Source organism: Nitrososphaera sp. (assembly GCF_050748925.1).
Classification (GTDB): Archaea; Thermoproteota; Nitrososphaeria; order Nitrososphaerales; family Nitrososphaeraceae; genus Nitrososphaera.
Map to the genome: position 1 here is coordinate 1 of NZ_JBOGQF010000233.1, position 1411 is coordinate 1411.

Here is a 1411-nt window from a genome sequence, read left to right on the forward strand (position 1 = left end):
GCCCTGTGGAGCGAGACTGCGCCCGCGCCTGCGAGTGCGGCCATGGTGACGGGATAGTTGCCCACCGGCTCGGGGTGCAGGAAATGGAGGTACGCGTTGTAGACGATTAGCCCGCCAAGGAACAGGATGACGACTGCAGCGATGAACGCTGCCAGGCTCTCTATCTTGGCATAGCCAAAGTGAAAGAACTTGCTCTTTGGCCGGTGGATCATCCTGATGCCAAACCACACGACAAACGACACCAGCGCGTCGGCAAGCGAGTCGAGGCCGTCTGCAAAGAGCGTAAGGCTGCCGGCAACAACGACGGAGATCAGGATCTCGGCAACGCCTATGCCAAACAGCGTCCATATCGAGACCCACGCTGCCTTCCGGGCCTCTTCGAAAACCATAGACTTGTCCAAAAACTGGCTAGGATTAAGGGGTCGGCATACCTATTATACTTATCACCCGGCCTTTTGGCCAATGTCTCATGCCAGCGGCAGAATCAGTTAGGCTTATACTTTTGCCACGGCAAAACATCCCGGTTGGAAGTCACAATAGAGCCGTGGAAAAAGCTGGTCGTGCACGAAGTCATCGAGTACAACTTTGAAAACCTCGTGAAAATAGTGCTTTCGCAGGCCCGCGCGGCAGGCGGCGGGATATCGTCGATGAACTGGTGCAACGGCATGGTCTTCCAGCACACCGTCTTTCCCGACACGGACAGCACCGTGCAGGAAAAGCTGAAAGGCACGATACACTATTCGTCAGTCGTCTTTGCAATAAAGGAAAACTTTGAGCGGCAGGTGGTCAAGGACACGGGCACGCTTAACCTCGTCGACGTGAGCGCCAACTCGATCTTTCGCGAGCTGGCCGAGGTGCTCAAAAAGCGCGGGTAGGGCTATTCCGGCAGCGGCGCGTCCCGGTCCACCCTGTACTTGAACGCGTCCTTGTAGTCAAGGCCGATGATGACGTTTCTTCCAGCCGCTATCACTTTGGACTTGGGCACGTCAAAGCGCCAGCCCCGGTGCCCCCATACTACGACGACATCGCTTGTCTCTTTCATCACGTGGCCGAGGTGCTCTTCGTCCTGCGTCCTCACGCCCTTGTTGAAAAGCGACTTGGGATATCTTTTCTCGTATGCCGCCATGTCTATGCCGGACATTTTCAGGTCCCGGCCTCCGGCGCGTTCCGGTTCGCAATCTTGCATGCTGCCAGCCTCGGTGCAAAGCCGAGCACCACAAAGAGGATTTGTTCCATTACATCCACCTATACGACGGGTTTTGCCATAAACGATGCTCAAGCATTCTTTTGATAGATTCGCCCTGGCACATAAAACGCCAGAGCCGTTGCAAGTAGTAACAAGCTCTTTTGACTAGTCAGAACCGTTTTTCCGTGAAAAAGGGGCGGAACTTTCTCGTGGGAAATCCCTTGC

General features: G+C 55.2%; 3 protein-coding genes. 1 reads left to right on the forward strand and 2 read right to left on the reverse strand.

Going from position 1 to position 1411, the window contains the following annotated elements:
• Positions 1-389: cation diffusion facilitator family transporter (locus tag ACREAY_RS11845; protein WP_431755971.1), on the reverse strand; the 389-nt coding region annotated here is incomplete at its 3' end.
• Between the two features lie 135 nt (positions 390-524).
• Here ACREAY_RS11845 and ACREAY_RS11850 point away from each other — a divergent pair.
• Positions 525-875, forward strand: coding sequence for a hypothetical protein (locus ACREAY_RS11850; protein ID WP_431755972.1), 351 nt, complete (start codon positions 525-527; stop codon positions 873-875).
• A 2-nt stretch (positions 876-877) separates the two neighbouring features.
• Here the strand turns inward: ACREAY_RS11850 and ACREAY_RS11855 are convergent, their stop codons facing one another.
• Complete coding sequence (locus tag ACREAY_RS11855) at positions 878-1141, reverse strand: hypothetical protein (RefSeq protein WP_431755973.1); 264 nt, start codon at positions 1139-1141, stop codon at positions 878-880.
• Positions 1142-1411: the final 270 nt, after the last annotated feature.